This is a genomic window from Paenibacillus sp. Negev47, assembly GCF_058313655.1.
On the sequence record NZ_CM177754.1, the window covers coordinates 674199 to 693746 of the forward strand.

At 55.0% G+C, this 19548-nt stretch carries 1 protein-coding gene; it reads left to right on the top strand.

Annotation, left to right across the window (positions count from 1 at the left end):
- Positions 1–219 precede the first annotated feature (219 nt).
- A complete protein-coding gene (locus AC4G47_RS03155; RefSeq protein ID WP_491104712.1) occupies positions 220–19200 on the top strand; it encodes a non-ribosomal peptide synthase/polyketide synthase in 18981 nt (6326 codons plus the stop codon).
- Positions 19201–19548: the final 348 nt, after the last annotated feature.

The window sequence follows — 19548 nt, forward strand, 5'->3', positions numbered from 1 at the left end:
GGCGGGCGGCTTCTTGCTTGCGAATAAGATAGAGTCTTTTAGTAATCCAAGGTATTACTTTATCACCGGTAGTTACCAGAAAACGTAGACACGAAAAAGGTGGAAGAGTCGGAAGGAGCCGTCTCGGGATTGGCCTGGACGGTTCTTCTTAAGAGTGACTAAGCGACATCTAGGTAGCAGCCTATCAATAAAGAATCTCTAAACCGGGAGTGTGTCGATGTGAGAGAGAATACTAACAAGCAATATGGATTAACGCAAGCCCAGCGCCGAGTATGGTTCATGGAAATTATGAATCCGGGAACGTCCATCACGATGCTTTCCGCGACCTACCAGATTACGGGTGAGATCGACACACAGCTTTTGGAGCAAGCGGCGGCAGAGATCGTCAAAACCTATGACGCTTTCCGAATTCGCATTAGCGGAGATTTGCAAAATCCAACGCAGTGGTTCGAAGAGCCGGAGAATGTCCAAGCCAGAGTAAGCCGCCTCGAAATAGGCACAACTGAACAATTCTATATGTGGGTGAAAGAAGTAAGCGAAAAACCGGCCAGCGTGTTCGACGAACACCTCTACCAATTTACGATTATCCATTTTGCGAACGGCCAAGTATGGCTAAATTTGACGGTAAATCATATTATCACCGACGGCTTATCCGTCAATGCTTTGCTCCATGCGGTGATGGAAAAATACCTGGAACTGCGCAAAGGTATCTCCAGCAGTTATCAGGCCCCATCTTATCTGGATTATATTTCCGCGGAGCGTGAATATGAGCAATCACAGCGTTATCAAAAAGGCAAGGAATACTGGCTGACGAAGTACAACACTTTGCCTGAAACGACCGGTATTAAATCGGTTCCGTCATTCTCGATCGGCAGCGAATCCAATAAATTGTCCATCACTTTGGACGGTTCCCGGTATGAACGCATTCTGGCCTTCAGCGAACAATATCAGGTCAGTTTATATACGTTATTTCTATCCGCCATGTACGCCTTATTGTACAAGCTGACCGACAGCACCGATGTTCCGGTCGGCACGGTTTTCGCCAATCGCACCAGCAAGAAGGAAAAAGAAACGATCGGCATGTTCGTCAGCACCGTGGCTACACGGATTCGTCTGAATCCAGACGGGGATGTGCTTTCCTTGATCCAAACGGTTTCCAAGGAAAATACGGCGGATCTGCGGTATCAGAAATACCCTTATAACCAATTGATCCAGGATTTACGCGAACAACACGGCCGCAACGATCTTTCGGAGCTGTTCCGCACGTCTCTGGAATATCTGCCTTTGAAAATCGTGGAGTACGAAGAAATCAAGGTACGCCTGGAGGCTCACTTCGCTAGGCATGAGATGGACGATTTGCTGCTGCGCTTCGACCATATGCTGAATGAAGGCCATGTAATTCTCCATGCTTCCTATCGTACTGGCCTGTTCCAGACAGCCGAGATTGATCGGATTATGGAACAGTATGTAACCGTTCTGGACCAGTTTCTTCAGACTCCCGAACTGCCAGTACGCGAGATTTCTCTGCTGAGCGATGAGGAGAGACACCGCATTCTGGACGTTTTTAACCCGCCGGTGGCAGGGATGAACGAGGAAGAAGCGTTTCATCGGTATGTTGAAAAGTTTGCCCGGGAAACTCCTGATCATGCGGCAGTCGTCTACATGGACAAACAGCTGACCTACGGCGAATTGAACGAACGCGCCGATCGGCTGGCTTCTCTCCTTCGCGAACAGGGCGTGGGAAGGGAGACGATTACGGGGATCTGGGCGGAGCGTTCAGTGGAACTGCTGGTCGGGGTGCTCGCCGTTTGGAAAGCCGGCGGAGCCTATGTACCGCTGGACCCCGATTATCCGGCGGAGCGGATTGAGTACATGCTCAGCGATAGCGAAGCATCGGTGCTGCTTACGCAGCGTCATCTGTTGGAGCGGACCGGAGGTTGGTTGGCCGATGACCGGCTGAAGCTTCAGGCTGTCTATGCCATGGACGATGAACAGATTTATAACGGGGATGTCTTATCGGTGGAATTTGAATCTGCCGGCTGCGCCCCGCAAGACTTGGCTTATGTGATTTACACCTCGGGTACGACGGGACGTCCGAAAGGCGTCATGATCGAGCACGGTAGTCTCGTGAGTACGGCGGACGCGTACCGTCGCGAGTACCGGTTGGATCAGTTCCCGGTGCGGCTGCTGCAGCTGGCCAGCTTCTCGTTTGACGTGTTCGTCGGAGACATCGCGCGGACGCTGTATAACGGAGGCACGATGGTGATTGTACCGAAGGATGACCGGATTGATCCGAACCGTTTATACGGATGGATTCGCGATCAAAACATTACGGTATTCGAATCGACGCCTGCGCTCATCCTGCCGTTCATGCAGCATATTTATGAAGAAGGGCTGGATGTTAGCTCCATGCAACTGCTGATTACCAGCTCGGATGCTTGCAGTGTCACCGATTACCGATTGCTGCAGGAAAGATTCGGCGGACAATTCCGCATCATCAACAGCTATGGTGTTACCGAAGCGGCCATTGACAGCAGCTTTTACGATGAGCCGCTGGACAAGCTGCCGTCGTCGGGTCATGTGCCGATCGGTAAAGCTTGGCTGAACGCCCGGTTTTACATTGTCGATGCCGCGTTAATGCCGGTTCCTGTAGGAGTTCCGGGCGAACTTGTCATCGGCGGCGCCGGGGTAGCGCGCGGGTACTGGAACCGTCCGGATCTAACCGCCGAGAAGTTTGTGGACAGCCCGTTTGTAGCGGGCGAACGTCTGTACCGGACAGGTGATTTGTCCCGCTGGCTGGAAGACGGCAACGTGGACTTCATCGGCCGGATCGACTATCAGGTGAAAATTCGTGGGTTCCGGATCGAACTCGGCGAAATTGAAACGGCTCTGCTGCGTTTTCCGGGCGTCAAGCAGGCTGTAGTGATCGACCGTACGGATGAGCAGGGGCAAAAATATTTGTGCGGTTACGTGGCGGCGGATGCTTCCTTGCAGCTGAGCGACCTGCTGTCCCAATTGAAGCAAGAGCTACCGGCCCATATGGTCCCGGCTCGACTGGTGTCTCTTGATAAGCTTCCGCTCACGCCGAACAGCAAAATTGACCGTAAAGCGCTGCCTGAACCGACCGGAGAGGTAGAAGCAGGCCGTGAGTATGTGGCTCCTCGCACAACGTTGGAGATAAGACTTGCTCTCATTTGGCAGCAGGTACTGGGTATTACGCGAGTTGGAGTCCGTGACGATTTCTTTGACCTGGGTGGTCATTCCTTGCGTGCTTCCTCGCTGGTTTCCAAGATTCGGAGAGAACTGCAAGTCGAGGTTCCGCTGCGAGACGTTTTCCGTTACACCACGATCGAGCAGCTGGCTCAAAGAATTGGCGGTTTAAAGCAGCAGGAGACGTATGAGATTACAAAGACGGCAGAGGCCGAGTACTATCCGGTTTCATCCGAGCAAAAGCGTTTGTACGTCCTGCACCAGCTTGACGGGGCCGAGCGCAGCTACAATATGTCGGCGGCGCTTCTTCTCGAAGGCAAGCTGGATCATATGCGCGTCGAGCAAGCGTTCCGGGCACTGATTCAGCGTCATGAGACGCTGCGTACGGGGATCGAGCAGGTTCAAGGCGAACTTGTCCAGCGTATCTATGACGAGGTGGAGTTTGCTGTGGATTATCTCCAAGCGAGCGAGTGGGAATTGGATCAAGTGGTGGAAGCTTACTACCGCCCGTTTGATCTGACCAATCCACCACTTCTCCGCATCGGCCTGATCAAAGTCACCGAAGATCGCCACATTCTGCTGTTCGATATGCACCATATCGTCTCGGACGGCATTTCGACAGCGCTGCTCTTCGACGAGTTCAGCTGCCTGTATCGGGGCGAGGAGCTGGCTCCGCTGCACATTCAATACAAAGATTATGCCGTTTGGCAGCATTCCGAAGCCTACGGGCAGTTGCTCCTTCCGCAGAAGGAGTACTGGCTGGAACAGCTGTCGGGCGAGCTGCCGGTGTTGGAGCTGCCGACAGACTTCCCGCGGCTTGCGGTGCAAAGTTTTGACGGCCGGACCGTGAAGTTTTATATCGGAAAAGAGCGGACGGAGAAGCTGAAAGAGCTGGCTGCGCGGACAGGCACGACCCTGTACATGGTGCTGCTGTCGGCCTACTCCATTCTTATGCATAAATATTCGGGTCAGGAAGATCTGATCGTGGGAACGCCGATTGCCGGGAGAACGCAGGAAGAAGTGCAGCCGATCGTAGGCATGTTTATCAACACGCTGGCCATTCGCAGCCGTCCGGAGCGTTCCAAGCCGTACCTTTCGTACCTGGAAGAAATCAAGGACATCACGCTCGGAGCTTTCGAACACCAAAATTATTTGTTCGAAGACTTGGTGGAAAGTCTTCACATTCCACTCGCGACTGGCCGGAATCCGCTCTTCGATACGTTCTTCTCTCTGCAAAATACGGAGAACGAGCAAATTGTCATCGAGGGGCTGGAACAATCGTTTTATCCGTTGGAAAACCGGACATCCAAGTTCGAGCTGCTCCTGGATATTTCGGAGCTGGACGGTCAGCTCGAATGCCGCTTGGAGTACGCTACGGCTTTGTATAAACAGGAGACCGCGGAGCGGTTCGCCAGACATTATGATAAGCTGCTCGAAACCATCGCAGCAGCGCCGGACAGGGATATTGCCTCGCTGGAAATGCTCACGGAGGAGGAAATCCGCGAGCTGGTGAGCGGTTTCAACGATTCGGAGGCGGACTACCCGCGGCAGCAGACGATTCACGGCTTGTTCGAAGAGCAGGCGGAACTTTACCCGGACAACGTGGCCGCCGTCATGAACGAGCGGCAGCTGACCTACCGGGAGCTGAACGAGCGCTCCAACCGCCTTGCGCGGAAGCTGCGGGAGATGGGAGTCGAAGCGGACCGGCTGGTAGCAATTCTGGCCGAACGCTCGCTCGATACGGTCGTCGGCATTCTGGCGATTCTCAAAGCGGGCGGAGCCTACGTGCCTGTCGATCCCGACTATCCAGAGGAGCGTATCCGCTTCATGATTGAGGATTCGGGCGCGCCGTTATTGCTGATTCCAAAGCATCTACACGAGAATACCAACTTTGCAGGAACGCGCCTCGAATTGGACGATTTCGTTTGGGGCGACAGAAGGGTGGATTCCGAAGGTACGCTGGACGCTTCGAATCTGGCGCCGATTTCCGGGCCGGGCAACCTGGCCTATGTCATCTACACGTCGGGAACGACCGGCAGACCAAAAGGAACGTTGATCGAGCATAAGAACGTTGTGCGCCTCCTGTTCAACGACAAGAACCTGTTCGACTTCGGGCCGTGCGACACGTGGACGCTGTTCCACTCGTTCTGCTTTGATTTCTCCGTCTGGGAAATGTATGGAGCGCTGCTGTACGGAGGCAAGCTGGTCATCGTACCGCCGCTCACGGCGAAAAACCCGGCCGATTTCCTGGCGCTGCTGGGGCGCGAACAGGTCACGATTTTGAACCAGACGCCAACGTACTTCTACCAGCTGCAGCGTGAGGTCTTGGCGGATCATCCGTACGATCTGCGGATTCGCAACGTCATCTTCGGGGGCGAAGCGCTCAGTCCGTTGCTGCTCAAGGGCTTCAAGACGAAGTACCCGGAGACGAAGCTGATCAATATGTATGGCATTACCGAGACGACGGTTCACGTTACGTATAAGGAAATTACGTGGGTCGAAATAGAGGCGGCGAAGAGCAATATCGGCAAGCCGATCCCGACGCTGAGGGTGTACGTCCTTGATGAAGAGCGCCGCCCTGTGCCGATCGGCGTAGCGGGCGAAATGTACGTGGCCGGAGAAGGCCTTGCGAGAGGATATCTGAACCGTCCGGATCTGACGGCGGAGAAGTTCATCGATTCCCCGTTTGCGGAGGGGGAAAAACTGTACCGCTCGGGCGACTTGGCGGCTTGGCTGCCGGACGGCAACATCGAATACCTGGGCCGGATCGACCACCAGGTCAAAATCCGCGGGTACCGGATTGAGCTGGACGAAATCGAGACGCAGCTTCTGAACGTCGAGGGCGTGGAAGAGGCGGTGGTGCTCGCCCGTCAGGACGGCGGGGGTGAGAAGGCGCTTGTCGCCTACTTTGTGGCGGACCGGACGCTGACGGTCAGCGAAATGAGAACCTCGTTGGCCCAGGGAATGCCGGGGTACATGATCCCGTCGTACTTCTTGCAGCTGGAGCGCATGCCGCTGACATCCAACGGCAAAGTGGATCGCAAAGCGTTGCCGGAGCCGCAAGGCGGCTTACAAACGGGCGTCGAATATGTAGCGCCGCGTAACCGGACGGAGTCCCAGCTTGTGAAGATCTGGGAGGAAGTGCTGGGGTACTCCGGCATTGGAGTCCTGGACAATTTCTTCGAGCTCGGAGGCCACTCCTTGCGGGCAACGAACCTTGTCAGCAAAATTCGGAAGGAAATGAATGTCGAACTTCCGCTACGCGATGTGTTCCGCTATACAACGGTAGAGTCGATGGCCGGGGCTATTGCCAGCTTGGAAGAAACGAGGCACAGCTCGATTCCGAAAGCGGAAGAGAAAGCGTACTATCCAGTTTCCTCCGCGCAAAAAAGGCTGTACGTCCTGCACCAGCTGGATGGCTCTGAGCTGAATTACAACCTTCCAAGCGCCTTGCAATTGGAAGGGGCTTTGAACGAGGGCAATGTGGAAAAGGCGCTGAATACTTTGGTGGCCCGGCACGATATGCTGCGCACTGGTTTTGAAATCGTGAATGGGGAGCCGGTTCAGCGTATTCATCCGCTCGTAGCTTTCAAGGTCGAGAAGCTACGAGCAAGCGAAGATCAGGTTGCGGCGATTCTTGAAGGCTTCATTCAGCCTTTTGACTTGACCCATCCGCCTTTGCTACGCGCCCTGTTAATCGAACTGGAGAAAGAGAAATTCCTGCTCGCGCTGGATATTCATCATATTGGTTCCGATGGCCTTTCCATGGACGTGCTGCTGCGCGAATTCGTACAGCTTTACAACGGGGAAGAATTGCCGGAGCTGCGGATTCAATACAAGGATTACGCCGTTTGGCAGCAATCCGATGAGCAACACCAGCGTATCAAACGGCAGGAGGAATACTGGCGTGGGGTATTCAGCTCCGAGCTTCAGGTTCTTGAGCTGCCTCTCGACTTCTCCCGCCCGGCCGTCCAGCAGTTTGGCGGTCAAACGCTCACGTTTACGCTGGATGCGGAGAAAAGCGAAGCTCTCAAACGGCTTGCTGGCGATTCGGGGGCGACACTGTACATGCTTCTGCTGGCTGCGTACTCCGTATTGCTTCATAAATACGCGGGACAGGAAGATATCGTGGTCGGCACTCCGATTGCCGTCCGTTCTCATGCCGACCTGCAACCGATTATCGGCATGTTCGTCAATACGCTGGCCCTTCGCTTGGGTCCGGCGGCGGAGCGGACGTTCCTGGATTACTTGCAGGAAGTGAAGGAAACGACACTTGGAGCCTACGAGCACCAGGACTATCCGTTCGAGGAGCTGGTGGAAGCTCTTCAGGTGAGCCGGGATTTAAGCCGGAATCCTCTCTTTGACACTATGTTTTCTTTGCAAAAGCACGAAAGCTTGGATTTAACCCTGGAAGGCTTGCAATGGTCGCTGTTCAACATCGAGGAAAAGACGGCGAAGTTTGATCTTAGCTTAGATATTGTTGAAGCGGGTAATGAGTTAGTTTGCAAGATCGAGTACGCTACTTCATTGTTTAAACCGGAAACGATGGTACGGCTGGCGGGTCATTACGAACAGCTTTTGGCATCGATTCTGGCTCAGCCGGATGCGAGGATTTCCGATTTGGATATCTTGACGAACAGCGAGATGCATGATTTGCTGGTCGGGTTTGACGTGTCGTCTTCGGCTCTTGCGAAGCAACCCGCCGCAGAGGGTACAGGTTTGGAAGCGAATGAGTCGTGGAGAGATAGAACGTTCCATGAGCTATTCGAGGAGCAGGCGGAGCGCACTCCGGGAGCGCTGGCGGTTGTCTACGAAGACAGCAAGCTGACGTATGCGGAGCTGAATGCCAAAGCGAATCGTCTGGCGTATGCACTGCGGGCGCACGGGGTAAAGCCCGAGCAGGTAGTCGGCATTCTGGCCGACCGTTCGGTGGAGCTGTTGATTGGGGTGCTCGCCGTATGGAAAGCGGGCGGCGCTTATGTGCCGCTTGACCCGGACTACCCGGCGGAACGGATCGAATACATGCTCGCAGACAGTGGGGCATCGGTGCTGCTCACGCAGACCCGCCTGCTGGAGCAGGCAGAAGCTTGGCGCAGCGACGGAGCTTTAGTGCTGCAAACGGTGCTTGCGCTTGATGACGCTTCGACTTACAGCCTCGGAGATGCGCAAGCGGTCGTGGGTGTACAAGTACAAGCTTTGGGCGAAACAGGCGCAGAGGCGGAGGCTTTGGCGCAAGCGGAAACGGCTGCTGCCGAAACATCCGCCACGGCCGAAGCTGAGAAGAACGTATTAGCGGCGGATCTCGCATCGAATCCGGCGAATGTGAACAAGCCGCGCGATTTGGCTTACGTCATCTACACCTCCGGTACGACGGGCCGTCCGAAGGGCGTGGCGGTGGAACACCGCAGCCTGGTGAACACGGCAGCGGGCTACCGGCGGGACTACCGCCTGGATCAGTTCCCGATCCGGCTGCTGCAGCTCGCCAGCTTCTCGTTCGACGTGTTCGTCGGCGACATTGCGCGGACACTGTACAACGGCGGCACCATGGTCATCGTGCCGAAGGACGACCGGATTGATCCAACCCGCCTCTACGGCTGGATTCGCGACTACGCCGTGACGTTGTTCGAATCGACACCGGCGCTGGTCGTGCCGTTCATGGAGCATGTGCATGCCGAGGGTCTGGACCTCAGCTCGATGCAGCTGCTGATTACAAGCTCGGATGCGTGCAGCGTAGCGGATTACCGCACCTTGCAGGAGCGCTTCGGCTCGCAGTTCCGTACTATTAACAGCTACGGCGTAACGGAAGCGGCGATTGACTCCAGCTTCTATGACGAGCCGCTGGAGAAGCTGCCGAAGACGGGCAGCGTGCCAATCGGGAAAGCGTGGCTGAACGCCAAGTTTTACATCGTGGATGCGAATCTGAAGCCGGTGCCGATCGGGGTGCTCGGAGAGCTGGTTATCGGCGGAGCGGGTGTGGCCCGCGGTTACTTGAACCGCCCGGATTTGACGACGGAGAAATTCGTAGATAGCCCGTTCGCCACTGGGGAGAGGCTGTACCGGACGGGCGACCTGGCGCGCTGGATGCCGGACGGCAACGTGGACTTTATCGGTCGGATCGACAACCAGGTGAAAATTCGCGGTTATCGGATCGAGCTTGGTGAAATTGAAGCGGCCATGAAAAATGTTGCCGGCGTGCGTCAAGCGCTTGTCATCGACCGGACGGACGAGCGGGGGCAGAAATATTTGTGCGGGTATGTCGTAGCGGATTCCGGCTTTGATCTGCAAGGGCTTGTGTCCCATCTGGACGCCGCGTTGCCTTCCCATATGGTGCCTTCGCGCATCATGTGTCTGGATCAAATACCGCTTACCCCGAACGGGAAGATCGACCGTAAAGCGCTGCCTGTACCGGAAGGAAGTATTCGTGCCGAGGCTGCATACGCGGCACCTCGTACTCCTGCCGAGCAAGCACTTGCGTCGATCTGGCAGTCGGTGCTGGGCGTGAAGCAGGTCGGCACGATGGATAATTTCTTTGCGCTCGGCGGCGATTCGATTAAGGCATTGCAGGTGTCGTCCCGTCTTTTGCAAAAAGGGTACAAGTTGGTCATGAAAGATTTGTTCCATTACCCGACGATCTCCGCCCTTAGTTTGCAGTTGCAAACGGCGGAGAGAACGGTAAGCCAGGCCGAAGTGACGGGAGAGGTCGTCTTGACCCCGATTCAGCGCTGGTTCTTTGAACAAAATCCGGCCGACGTGCATCACAGCAACCAGGCGTTCATGCAGTTCTCCAAGCAAGGCTTTGACGAAGAAGCTTTACACCAAGCGGTGCGTCAGCTTGTCGTGCACCACGATGCTCTCCGTACGGTTTACCATCAAACCGAAAACGGCTATACCGCCTGGAACCGCGGCGCCGGGGAGAACGAAGCACTGTTCGATCTGGAAGTTGTCAATTTCAAGGGAGCCCGCGACGTGAAAGAAGCGGTAGAAGCTAAGGCCAATGACATTCAAGCGAGCATCGATCTGGAAAATGGTCCGCTGGTGAAGCTCGGCTTGTTCCGCTGCGACGACGGCGATCACCTACTCATCGCGATTCATCACCTGGTTGTAGACGGCGTATCCTGGCGAATTCTGCTTGAGGATTTTGCTACTGGCTATGAGCAGGCTCTGCAAGGGCAGCCGATCCGTCTGCCGCTCAAAACGGATTCATTTCAAATGTGGGCGGGGCAGCTCGCTGATTATGCGAACGGTTCGGCGATGGAAAGCGAAAGAGAGTATTGGCAGCATGTCGAGCAATTGACCTATGAGCCGCTTCCGAAAGATTTGGAACAGGGCAGATCCAAGCTGAAGGACAGCGGGCTCGTGACCGTTCGCTGGTCGGCAGAGGAGACCGAACAGCTGCTGAAGCAGGCACACCGTGCTTACCATACGGAAATGAATGATTTACTACTTGTCGCGCTTGGCCTCGCGGTACAAGCTTGGAGCGGCCGGGAACGCGTGCTGGTGAATCTCGAAGGCCACGGTCGGGAAGAACTTTTGCCGGATGTGGACATTACGCGTACGGTAGGCTGGTTTACAAGCCAATTCCCTGTCGTTCTGGAGCCGGGTCAGGCCCAGGCGCTCGGTCATCAGGTGAAACAGGTGAAAGAAAGCTTGCGCCGCATTCCGAACAAAGGAATCAGCTACGGCATCCTGCGTTATTTGTCTGCGCCGCGTGACGGCGAGCGTTTCGTCTTGGAGCCGGAGATCAGCTTTAACTATTTGGGTCAGTTCGACCAGGATTACGAAAGCAGCGGCTTGCGGCCGTCTCCGTTCGGCCCGGGCTCCGATTCAAGCCCGGATACAGTGATGGATTTTGTCCTCGATATCAACGGTATGGTGTCGGAAGGCGTGTTGGAACTCACGATCCGTTATGGGGAGACTCAGTATCAACGGGAGACGGTGGAGCGCCTGGGCACCCTGCTTCAATCGAGTTTGCGTGAAGTCATCAGCCATTGCGTATCGAAAGAGTGGCCTGAGCTTACGCCTAGTGACGTACTGCTTCAAGGTGTAACGTTGGAGGAACTGGAGCGGCTGTCCGAACGTACGGCGGCGCTCGGCGAACTGGAGAATGTATACACCTTGACTCCGCTGCAAAAAGGGATGTTGTTCCACAGCCTGTTGGATGCTGATTCGGAAGCTTACTTCGAACAGGTGACCTTCGATCTGTACGGACGCCTGAATGTCGAAGCCTTCACCCAAGGATTGGATACGCTGGTGCAGCGGAATGAGGCGCTGCGGACCAACTTTATTACCGGCTGGAGAGACGAGCCGATTCAAGTGGTATTCCGCGAGCGGAAGTGTGAAGTGTACTTCGAAGATATTCGCTCGGTAAGCGATGAAGACCCGGAGAAGACGATAGCCAATTTCGTCAGCGCGGATAAAGCGAACAAGTTCGCTTTGGCCCAAGGATCTCTGATGCGGGTGACCGTTTTGCGCACGGGCGACGAGTCCTACCATGTGATCTGGAGTCACCATCACATTTTGATGGATGGCTGGTGCATGTCTTTCATGATCAAGGAAGTGTTCGACACCTACTTCGCGTTCCAGGAGAAGCGGACGCTGGAGCTTCCTCCGGTTACCCCGTACTCTCGGTATATCGAATGGCTAGAAGCTCAAGATGCCGCGAAAGCTTCGCGTTACTGGTCCGAGTATTTGACGGGTTACGATCAGCAGACCAAGCTCCCCCAGGAGAAAACGCAGCTGAAACAGGGTGCTTTTGAAGCGGCTGAAATCGATGTGGAACTCAGTAAGGAACTGACCGGTCAAATCGAGCGGGTGGCACGTGAGCAGCAGGTGACGCTCAATACGTTCATGCAGACCGTATGGGGATTGGTTCTGCAGATATACAACAACAGTGAGGATGTCGTATTCGGCTCCGTTGTATCTGGGCGTCCGGCAGAAATTCCGGGCATCGAAAGCATGATCGGCCTGTTTATTAATACAATCCCGGTTCGTATTCAAGGCAAAGCCGAGGAGACGGTAGCCGATACCTTGAGAAAAACCCAGAATCAAGCACTGGCATCGGGAGCTTACGAAACGTTCCCGCTGTTCGAAATTCAGTCGCTGAGCGAGCAAAAGCGCGACTTGATCAACCATATCATGGTCTTTGAAAATTATCCGATGGAAGAACAGATTGAGCAGATCGTCGGCGGAGACAAAGAAGCGCTGAAAATCGCTAACATCCAGTCGCCTGAGCAAACGAACTACGACCTGGACATTACGGTCATTCCGGAAGAGCATATTTTGCTGCGGTTTACGTACAATGCACTGACGTTCAGAGAGGAAGACATCAGGCTGATCCACGGTCATTTTGCCCGGGCACTGGAGAAGATTGCGGCTAACCCGAACATCCGCGTGAATCAGTTGGAGCTTTTGACAGCGGCGGAAAAAGAGCAAATTCTTGTCGCGTTTAACCCGGCGCAGCCGGAAGCGGTTCCTGCGTCGGCGTTCCACCGGCTGTTTGAGGGACAGGCGGAGCGCAAGCCGGAAGCGGCGGCTGTCGTGTACGAGAACGACCGGTTGACGTATGCGGAGCTAAACGAGCGGGCGAACCGTTTGGCGGCCACGCTGCGCGCAAGCGGCATCGGCCGGGAGTCGATCGTAGGCATTCTCGCCGAACGTTCGGTGGACTTGCTGGTGGCCGTGCTGGCCGTCTGGAAAGCGGGCGGGGCGTATGTGCCGCTCGACCCGGATTATCCAGTGGACCGCGTGCGGTTCATGCTCGAAGACAGCGGAGCGAAGGTACTGCTGACGCAAACACCGCTTCGTGAGCGTGCCGAAGCCTGGCTCGGTGAAGAGGAGCTGGTGCTGTCAGCTGTGCTGTACCTCGACGATGAAACGTCGTACAGCGAGGAGCGAGCGAATGCGCCGATTAGCTCCAGTATGGTTTCCGGCAAGTTGACGGGTGCTGTGAACGACGGTGATGAGAACCATTCGAATGTCAGCTTGGGCAGCTTTCATGAAGCCCATCCGGAGGACCTGGCATACGTGATCTACACGTCGGGAACGACGGGCAAGCCGAAGGGCGTGATGATTGAGCACCGCAGCCTGGTGAACACAGCGGCAGGCTACCGGCGGGAATACCGGTTGGATCAGTTCCCGGTGCGGCTGCTGCAGCTCGCAAGCTTCTCGTTTGACGTGTTCGTGGGCGATATCGCGCGCACGCTGTATAACGGAGGCACGATGGTGATTGTGCCGAAGAACGACCGGATTGATCCGTCTCGTCTGCACCACTGGATAGAGCAGGAGCGGGTTACCATTTTTGAATCGACGCCAGCGCTAATCATGCCGTTTATGGAATACGTGTACGAGCAGCGGCTGGAGTTGAGCGGGATGGAGCTGCTCATCACAAGCTCGGACAGCTGCAGCGTGGCGGATTACCGGACTTTGCAGGAACGCTTCGGCTCGTTGCTGCGGATCATCAACGCCTACGGCGTGACGGAAGCGGCGATCGACTCCAGTTTCTACGACGAGGAGCTGGCGAAGCTTCCACAGACAGGCCATGTGCCGATCGGCAAAGCGTGGCTGAATGCGAATTTCTACATCGTGGATGCACATCTGAACCCGGTGCCGGTCGGGGTGCTGGGCGAGCTGGTCATCGGCGGAGTCGGCGTGGCGCGTGGGTACTTGAACCGTCCGGAGCTGACAGACGAGAAGTTCGTAGACAGTCCGTTCGTCGCGGGCGAGCGGCTGTACCGCACGGGAGACTTGGCGCGGTGGATGGAAGACGGGAACGTGGACTTCATCGGCCGGATCGACAACCAGGCGAAAATCCGGGGCTACCGGATCGAGACGGGCGAAGTCGAAGCGAAGCTGCTGAGTGTAGGTGACGTGAAGGAAGCGGTCGTTGTCGTCAGGGAAGATCAAGAAGGTCAGAAAGCTTTATGCGCTTATTATACTGCGGAAGAAGGCTTGACGGCGGCAGACCTGAAACGAGCGATAGCCAGCGAGCTTCCGGGGTACATGATCCCATCGTACTTTGTAGAGCTGGAGCGCTTGCCTCTGACGCCGAATGGAAAGATCGACCGGAAGGCGTTGCCGGCACCGGAAGGGGGAGCAGGTGGAGGTCGCGAATACGTGGCGCCGCGCACCGAACTGGAGGCGAAACTGGCCGCCATTTGGCAGGATGTGCTTGTTCGGGAGAAGGCGGTAGGCGTAATGGACAACTTCTTCGACCTCGGCGGACACTCTCTGCGGGCGACGACGCTTGTCAGCAAAATGCATAAGGAGCTAGGCATTGAATTCCCGCTTCGCGACGTATTCCGCTACTCGACAGTTGAAGAAATGGCCGCGGCTATGGAGCGGCTGGAGATCGGCTCGTTCACGGCTATTCCCGATGCCGAACCTAGCGGGTATTATCCGCTCTCTTCCGCTCAAAAACGTCTCTATATCTTGAACCAACTGGAAGGAGCCGAGCTGAGCTACAACATACCGGGAGCTATGCTGCTCGAAGGGGAGCTCGACCGGCAGCGGTTTGAAGAAGCGTTCCGCGGGCTCGTAGCTCGTCATGAAACGCTGAGAACCGGATTTGAGATGGTAAAAGGCGAAGCGGTTCAGCGGATTTACGAAGAAGCCGCCTTCCAGGTGGAATATGTGCAGATCAGCGGGCAGCAGGCGGAAGAAACGATGCGCCAATTCGTTCGTTCGTTTGATCTAGCGAAGCCGCCACTTCTGCGGGTAAGCCTTGCCGAACTGGCGCCGGACCGACACATTCTGATGTTCGATACGCATCATATCGTATCTGACGGCGTTTCGATGGATGTACTGATCGAAGAGTTCGTCCGCTTGTACAGCGGGGAGCAGTTGGAGCCGCTTCGCATTCAGTACAAAGATTATGCGGTATGGCAACAATCGGACGAGCAGAAAGCTCAGCTTGGCAAGCAGGAAGCCTATTGGCTCGACATGTTCCGCGGAGAGCTGCCGGTTTTGGAATTACAGGCGGACTATCCGCGCCCGGCTATGCAGAGCTACGAGGGCCGCACGCTGCAATTGTTTATGAATAGCGAGAAAAGCGAGGGTCTGAAACGGCTTGCAGCCGAGAACGGCGCAACGCTTTACATGGTTCTGCTTGCTGGTTATAAAATATTGTTGCATAAATATACAGGACAAGAAGATGTGGTGGTCGGTACGCCGATTGCGGGAAGAAATCACAGCGACGTTCAGTCGCTGATCGGGATGTTCGTCAATACCCTGGCCATCCGCAGTTATCCGGCTGCCAGTAAGACGTTCCTTGACTACTTGAAGGAAATCAAGGAGACGACGCTGGGGGCTTTTGAACATCAGAATTATCCGTTTGAGGAACTGGTGGATAAGGTGAACGTGGCTCGCGATTTAAGTCGCAATCCACTGTTCGATACGATGTTTGCTTTGCAGAATACAGAGAATTTGGAAATCCAGCTTCCGGGACTCCATTTGTCGACGTATGCCAGCGAAGAAATTGTTTCGAAATTCGATCTCAGCTTGGACGTCACAGAGATCGAGGAAGGTTTGGAATATCTTTTTGAATACGCCACTGCTCTCTATAAAACCGAAACGGTGGAGAAATTGGCCGCTCACTACTTGCAGCTGCTTGAATCCATTCTCCGCAAGCCGTCGGCGACTATTGCTGAGTTGGGCATTTTGACGGCAGAGGAAAAAGAGCAAATTCTCGGCGCGTTTAACCCGGCACAGCCGGAAGCGGCTCCTGCAGCCACGTTCCACCGGCTGTTTGAGGAACAGGTGGAGCGCACGCCGGAAGAGGCGGCCATCGTGTACGAGAACGACCGGCTGACGTATGCGGAGCTGAACGAGCGGGCGAACCGCTTGGCGGCCACGCTGCGCGCAAGGGGCATCGGCCGGGAGTCGATCGTCGGCATTCTCGCCGAACGTTCGGTTGACTTGCTGGTGACCGTGCTTGCCGTCTGGAAAGCGGGCGGGGCGTATGTGCCGCTCGACCCGGATTATCCAGTGGACCGCGTGCGGTTCATGCTCGAAGACAGCGGAGCAAAGGTACTGCTGACGCAAACACCGCTTCGTGAGCGTGCCGAAGCCTGGCTCGGCGAAGAGGCGCTGGCGCTGGCGGCGGTGCTGTACATGGACGACGAAGCGTCGTACAGCGAGGAGCGGGCGAATGCGCCAATGGACTTCGGCCAAGACTCCAACAGTGCTCCCGATCCAGTCGCCGGCAAGCTAACGGGGGCTGTGAACGGTAGTGGCGAGAGTCATCCAAATGATGTTGATGTTGTCGGTATGGACAGCTTCCATGAAGCCCGCCCAGAGGATTTGGCGTATGTGATCTACACGTCAGGAACGACGGGCAAGCCGAAGGGCGTGATGATCGAGCACCGAAGCTTGGTGAACACGGCGGCGGGTTACCGACGGGAATACCGGTTGGATCAGTTCCCGGTGCGTCTGCTGCAACTCGCAAGCTTTTCGTTCGACGTGTTTGTGGGCGACATTGCGCGGACGTTGTACAACGGCGGTACCATGGTCATTGTACCGAAGGACGACCGGATCGATCCGTCTCGTTTGCACTACTGGATAGAGCGGGAGCAAGTGACGATTTTTGAATCAACACCAGCACTGATCGTACCGTTTATGGAATACGTGCATGAGCAGGGGCTGGAGTTGAGTGGGATGGAGCTGCTCATCACAAGCTCGGACAGCTGCAGCGTGGCGGATTACCGTACCTTGCAGGAACGGTTCGGCCCGTCGTTCCGCATCATTAACGCCTACGGCGTGACGGAAGCAGCAATTGATTCCAGTTTCTATGACGAGGAGTTGGCGAAACTGCCGCAGACAGGCCATGTGCCGATTGGCAAAGCGTGGTTGAATGCGAAGTTTTACATCGTGGATGCACATCTGAATCCCGTACCGGTCGGGGTGCTGGGCGAGCTGGTTATCAGCGGCGTTGGGGTAGCACGTGGGTACTTGAACCGTCCAGAGCTGACGGAAGAGAAATTTGTAGACAGCCCTTTCACCGCTGGTGAGCGGTTGTATCGCACGGGAGATTTGGCACGGTGGATGGAGGACGGAAACGTGGATTTCATCGGCCGGATCGACAATCAAGCGAAAATCCGGGGTTACAGGATCGAGACGGGTGAGATTGAGTCGCAGATGCTGCGGGTGGTAGGTATACGCGAAGCCGTGGTGATGGTTCGAAGTGATGCGAACGGGCAAAAGGCGCTGTGCGCATACTACACAACGGATATCGAACTGACGGCGGCCGACCTGAAACGAGCGATCTCCAGCGAGCTACCGGGGTACATGATCCCGTCGTACTTCGTGGAGCTGGAGCATTTACCTCTGACACCAAACGGGAAAATCGACCGGAAAGCGCTACCGGCGCCGGAAGAGGGAGCAAGTGCAGGGCGCGAATACGTGGCGCCGCGCACCGATCTGGAGGCGAAACTGGTCTTCATCTGGCAGGACGTGCTTGGATTAGTTACGATTGGTGTGACGGACAACTTCTTCGACCTCGGCGGTCACTCGCTGCGGGCGACGACGCTGGTCAGCAAGGTGCACAAGGAGTTGCGCGTGGACCTGCCACTGCGCGATGTATTCCGGTACTCGACTATTGAAGCGATGGCTGAAGTGATTAGCCTATTGGAGCAGCAGGAATTCCTCTCCATTCCGGTTCTGGATAAAAGGGAGTATTATCCGCTTTCCTCCGTGCAAAAACGGCTGTACATCCAGCAGCAGATGGAAGGCGCTGAGCTTAGCTACAACATGTCCGGCATGACGGTTCTCGTCGGGCGCTTGGAGCAGAATCAATTCGAGGCGGCGCTCAAAGGATTAATCGCTCGTCACGAAGTTTTGCGAACTGGCTTCGAAATGGTCGACGGCGAACCGGTACAACGGGTTTATTCGGACTTGGAGTTTGCCGTCGAGTATACAAAAGCGACGGAAAGTGAAACGAAAAGCATTGCGGATGCCTTTGTACGTGTCTTTGATTTGGAGCGGCCGCCTCTACTGCGTGTGGGCTTAGTTGAATGGGAAGAGGAACGTCATCTGCTTATGCTGGATATTCATCATATCGTCACGGATGGCATGTCGATGGGTATCTTCATCGAAGAGCTGCTGCGCCTGTATAACGGTGAGACGCTGGAACCGCTTCGGATTCAATACAAGGAATTCGCCGCTTGGCAGCAGTCCGAACCTGTAAAAGAACGGCAGAAATGCCAGGAAGCCTACTGGCTGGACATGCTGGAAGGTGAACTGCCAACGCTTGAGCTGCCTACGGACTTTGTCAGACCTGCCGCTCGGAGCTTTGAGGGAGATGTGCTGCCTTTCAGTATCGACAAGCAGATGACCGACAGCTTGCAGCGCATTGCCGATGAGAACGGTGCTACCCTATATATGGTGTTATCGGCGGCCTATTCAATCCTGCTCAGCAAGTACTCGGGACAAGAAGACTTCATTGTAGGCACACCGGTTTCGGGCCGCACACATGCCGACCTGGAGCCGCTCATCGGAATGTTTGTCAACACGTTGGCGATTCGCCATTATCCATCCGGGGAGAAGACGTTCCTTAATTACTTGAACGAAGTCAAAGAAACGATGCTGGGGGCCTACGACCACCAGGATTATCCGTTTGAAGAACTTGTTAAAAAGCTGCAGGTGCCGCGCGATCAAAGCCGCAATCCTGTATTCGATGTCATGTTTGCACTAGAAACGAAGGAAGATAACGTTCAAAGCTTCGGCGATATCCAGATCGAACCTTATCCGGAAACGCATGCGGTTTCCCAATTTGACCTTACCTTGGTCATTTCGTTGCTGGATGAGGGAATGAACGGGCAGTTTGAATATGCGACCAAGTTGTTTACGCGCAATCTGATCGACAATTTCGCTCAGGACCTGCTCGTAATTATCAACCAAATTGGCGAACAGCCTTCGGTGCTGTTAAAGGATATTTCCCTGAACGGTCAATCCGAACAGGAGCAAGATGAGCTAGAGACCATAGATATTATTTTCTAATCCCTACCCGGCTTGCGCGTATGCCGTATTTCTCTCGGTACGCATCCTGCCGGGTGTTTTTTTTCCAAATGAAAGGTAAGGGGGAGTGTCAGCTAGTCATACATTAGAGTGGATAAGCGGTCCCATGCAGGAATAAATATGGACAATTTCCAATATGGAAGAGCTGATGAATTAGGAGTTACAAACTATTTTTTAACACTAACAAGCGATAAAGAACTACGAACTAGAATATTTAGATGATGAGGCATTCTTAGAAGGGTTTTATAGGAAAGTGAGCGGGGAAGAGAACATTATATCCATTAAGGGTACGCTATTAAGTTTAGATTATAGGGGGTTTCCTTTACTTTT